Source organism: Kitasatospora sp. NPDC036755, assembly GCF_040636595.1.
In the GTDB taxonomy this organism is placed as follows: domain Bacteria; phylum Actinomycetota; class Actinomycetes; order Streptomycetales; family Streptomycetaceae; genus Kitasatospora.
The window spans coordinates 1-4,639 of record NZ_JBEZUT010000481.1 but is presented as its reverse complement, the minus strand read 5'-3'; the positions used below and the strand labels follow the sequence as shown (position 1 = coordinate 4,639).

The following is a 4,639-nucleotide window of genomic DNA, read 5'->3' as shown; positions in this document are numbered from 1 at the left end:
GGCGACGGTCGCCTCGGCGCCCGACTCGGCCAGCTCGGCGACGAGTTCGGCCGCGCCGGGGGCGTCGGGGCCGCGGCGGCTGGTGAGCAGCAGGCGGCGCACGCCGTGCTCGGTGGCCAGGTGCCGGGCGACCAGGGCGCCCAGCCCGCCGGTGCCGCCGGTGACGAGGACCGTTCCGTCGGTGCGCCAGGGCGCGGGCCGCTCGGCGGACGGCTGGGGGAGCGCCGCCAGGCGCGGCAGCCACAGCTCGCCGGCGCGCAGCGCGGCCTCCGGCTCCCCGACCAGGGCGGCCACGGGCACGGCGGCGGCCGAGGCGTCGGATCTGTCGGTGTCGAGCAGCAGGAAGCGGCCCGGGTTCTCGGCCTGCGCGGCCCGGACCAGGCCCCAGATCGGGGCGGTCACCGGGTCGACCGGGCCGAGCGCGGTGGCGCCGTCGCCGCGGTCCTCGCGGACGGCGACGGCGTCGCGGGTGAGCACCACCAGCGTCGAGGCGGCGAACCGCTCGTCGGCCAGCCAGCGCTGGACGGCGGCCAGCACGGTACGGGCGGTCGCGCGGGCGGCCTCCGGCACCGGCCCGTCGGCCGCGGTGACCGGGAGCAGGACCAGGGCCGGCACGGCGTCCGTCCCGGCCGCCGCGTCCAGGGCGTCCAGCCGCGGAAGGGCCCCGGCGACGGGCCGGTCGGTGGAGGCGCGGTCGGCCGCGGAGCGGGACCACTCCGTCCGGAGCAGCGAACCGGTGTCCGCGCCGGGGGCGGCGGCCAGCTGACGGACCGACACCTCGCGGGTCACGATCGTGCCGACCGTGGCCACCGGGCGGCCCTCGGTGTCGGCGATCCACATCGCGGCCGCCTCCTCGCCGCGCAGCCGGCGCAGGTGGACGCGGACCGCCGGGGCTCCGGCGGCGTGCAGGGTCACGTCGTTCCAGACGAACGGCAGCAGGGTCGCACCGCTGCTCCCGCCGCTCTCGTCGAGCAGGTCGGCGTGCATGGCGGCGTCCAGCAGGGCCGGGTGCAGCCCGAACGCGGCGGCGTCGGCGTGGGCCTCGGTGGGCAGCGCCACCTCGGCGAACACGTCGTCACCCTGGCGCCAGGCGGCCTTCAGGCCCTGGAAGGTCGGACCGTAGCCGTAGCCGCGGCCGGCGATCCGCTCGTAGGCGCCCCGCACCGGTACGGCGGTGGCGCCGTGCGGCGGCCACTGGGCGAGGTCGAAGCCGGGGGCCCCGGCGGGGGCGGTCAGCACACCGGTGGCGTGCCGGATCCAGCCTTCTTCGGCCGGGCCGCGGCGCGAGTGCACGGTCACCTGGCGGGCGCCGGAGGCGTCGGCGGCCGCCACCACGACCTGGATCGCCACTCCGCCCTGCGGCGGCACGATCAGCGGTACTTCCAGGGCCAGCTCCTCGATCCGGCCGCAGCCGATCCGGGCGCCGGCCGAGACGGCCAGCTCCACGAAGGCCGTGCCGGGCAGGATCAGCCGGCCCAGCACGTCGTGGTCGCCCAGCCAGGGCTGGGCGGAGACCGACAGCCGGCCGGTGAGCACCAGGCCGCCGTTGTCCGGCGTGGCCACGACCGCGCGCAGCAGCGGGTGTTCGGCGGCCTCCAGGCCGGCATCGGCCATGACGGCGGCGTCGGCGCCGCCCTCGGCGTCGATCCAGAACCGCTTGCGCTGGAACGCGTAGGTGGGCAGTTCGGGCAGCTCGCGGGGCGTGCCGGTGATGTCCAGCGCGCCGAGGTGGGCGGCCCAGTCGACGGGCGCGCCGGCGGTGTGGAGGGCGGCGAGGGCGGTGAGGAGGGTGGTGTTCTCGTCGCGGTCGCGGCGCTGGGCGGCGATCGAGGTGACGGTCCCGGTGGCGGCGTCGGTGTCGAGGTCGTCGAGGGTCTGCCGGGCCATGGCGGTGAGGACGGCGTCGGGGCCGATCTCCAGCAGGGTGGTGACGCCGTGGTCGGTCAGGGTGCGGACGGCGTCGGTGAAGCGGACGGCGGCGCGGACCTGGTCGACCCAGTACCGCGGTTCGGTCAGTTCCGTGGAGACGGCGGCGCCGGTGACGGTCGAGACGACCGGGACGGTCGGTTCGTGGTAGGTCAACCCGGCGGCCACGGACTCGAATTCGGCGAGCATGGGCTCCATGAGCGCGCTGTGGAAGGCGTGCGAGACACGGAGCCTGGAGGTGCGGCGGCCCTGGGCGGCGAAGCGCTCGGCGAGCGCCTCGACAGCGGTGGCTTCGCCCGAAATGACCACGGAGCGCGGCCCGTTGAGGGCGGCGATGTCCACGCCGTCGGTCAGGTGCGAGGAGATCTCGTCCTCGGTGGCCTCGACGGCGGTCATGGCGCCGCCGCCCGGCAGGGACTGCATCAACGTGCCGCGTGCGGCGACGAGTCGGGCGGCGTCCGGCAGGGACCAGACGCCGGCGACGTGGGCGGCGGCGAGTTCGCCGATGGAGTGCCCGGCGAGGTAGTGCGGCTGGACGCCCCACGACTGCAGGAGCGCGAACAGCGCGACCTCGACGGCGAACAGCGCGGTCTGGGTGTACGCGGTCCGGTCGAGGAGGTCGCTGTCCTCGCCCCAGATCACCTCGCGCAGCGGCCGCTCCAACCACCGGTCCAGCTCCGCGCAGACCTCGTCGAAACGCGCCGCGAACACCGGGTGGGCCTCGTACAACTCCCGGCCCATGCCGAGGCGTTGCGCCCCCTGGCCGGTGAAGAGCAGCGCGAGCCGCCCCTCCCGTACGGCTCCGACCGCCCCCGCCGCCGGAGCCGTTCCGGCGGCGACGGCGTCCAGGCCGTCCAGCAGCCCCGGCAGGTCGACGCCCAGGACGACGGCCCGGTGCTCCAGGGCGGCCCTGGTGGTGGCGGAGGCCAGTGCGACGGCGGGCAGCAGCCCGGGTTCGGCGGTGGCGAGCAGTTCGCGCAGCCGGGAGGCCTGGGCGCGCAGGGCCGGCGCGGTGCGCGCCGACAGCAGGACCGGCAGCCCGGCCGCCGGCACGACCGGCGAGCCGGTGGCGGCGGCCGTGGGCTCGGCCGCCGGGGCCTCCTCGACGATCACGTGCGCGTTGGTGCCGCTGATGCCGAAGGAGGAGACACCGGCCCGGCGCGGGCGCCGCCCGCGCGGCCAGTCCCGGGCCTCGGTCAGCAGCTCGACCTCGCCCGACTCCCAGTCGACCTGCGGGGACGGCTGCCCGGCGTGCAGGGTGCGCGGCAGGACGCCGTGCCGCATCGCCTGGACCATCTTGATGACGCCCGCGACGCCCGCCGCGGCCTGGGTGTGCCCCAGGTTGGACTTGATCGAGCCCAGCCACAGCGGTGCCCCGCCGTCCGCGCGGTCCTGGCCGTAGGTGGCGAGCAGCGCCTGGGCCTCGATCGGGTCGCCGAGGGTGGTGCCGGTGCCGTGGCCCTCGACCGCGTCCACGTCGGCGGGGGTCAGCGCGGCGGCCGCCAGGGCCTGTTCGATGACGCGCTGCTGGGAGGGGCCGTTGGGGGCGGTGAGGCCGTTGGAGGCGCCGTCGGAGTTGACGGCGGAGCCGCGGAGCAGGCCGAGTACCCGGTGGCCGTGGCGGCGGGCGTCGGAGAGCCGCTCCAGCAGCAGCAGGCCGACCCCCTCGCCCCAGCCGGTGCCGTCGGCGTCCGCGCCGAAGGACTTGCAGCGGCCGTCGGGGGCCAGTCCGCGCTGGCGGCTCATGTCGACGAAGGTGTCGGGGGTGGACATCACGGTGACGCCGCCGGCCAGGGCCAGCGAGCACTCGCCCTGGCGCAGCGCGCGCATCGCCCAGTGCATCGCGACGAGCGAGGAGGAGCAGGCGGTGTCGACGGTGATGGCCGGGCCCTCCAGGCCCATCGAGTAGGCGACGCGGCCGGAGACGACGCTGGCGAGGCTGCCGTTGCCGAGGTATCCGGCGACCTCCTCGGGGACGCGGCCGATCCGGGTGGCCCAGTCGTGGTACATGACGCCGGCGAAGACGCCGGTGTCGCTGCCGCGCAGCGAGAGCGGGTCGATGCCGGAGCGTTCGACGGTCTCCCAGGCGGTCTCCAGCAGCAGGCGCTGCTGCGGGTCCATGGCCTGGGCCTCGCGCGGGCTGATCCCGAAGAACTCGGCGTCGAAGTCGGCGGCGTCGTAGAGGAACGAGCCGTCGCGCGAGTAGCTGCGGCCGGGGTGGCCGGGCTCCGGGTGGTAGAGGTCCTCGTCCCAGCCGCGGTCGGCCGGGAAGCGGCCGACGGCCTCGCGGCCCTCGGCGACCAGACGCCAGAGTTCCTCGGGCGAGCCGATGCCGCCGGGGTAGCGGCAGGCCATGCCGACGATCGCGATCGGCTCGTCGTCCAGGGCCCGGGCGGCGGGGACGGCCGGTGCGGCGGCCGTCCGGGCGGGGGGGCCGGCGATCCGCTCGGCGAGGTGGCGGGCGAGCGCGTCCGGGGTGGGGTGGTCGTAGACCAGGGTGGCGGTCAGCCGCAGTCCGGTCGCCGTGGTGAGGCGGTTGCGCAGTTCGACGGCGGCGAGCGAGTCGAAGCCGATCTCGGTGAAGGCCCGGCCGGGGCTGACGGCGGCGGCGCTGTCGTGGCCCAGGCCGATCCCGATGCTGCTGGTGGCGGCCGTGCTGGAGGCGGCGATCGCCACTCCGTCCAGCTGGCCGATCGACTGCCGCATCTCGACG

The 4,639-nt window shown here is 76.7% G+C and carries 1 protein-coding gene; it reads right to left on the bottom strand.

All coding sequences use genetic code 11. The annotated features are described in order from the left end of the window. The coding region (locus tag AB0E96_RS38370) for a beta-ketoacyl synthase N-terminal-like domain-containing protein (protein WP_359831054.1) at positions 1-4,639 on the bottom strand (4,639 nt) is incomplete at both ends.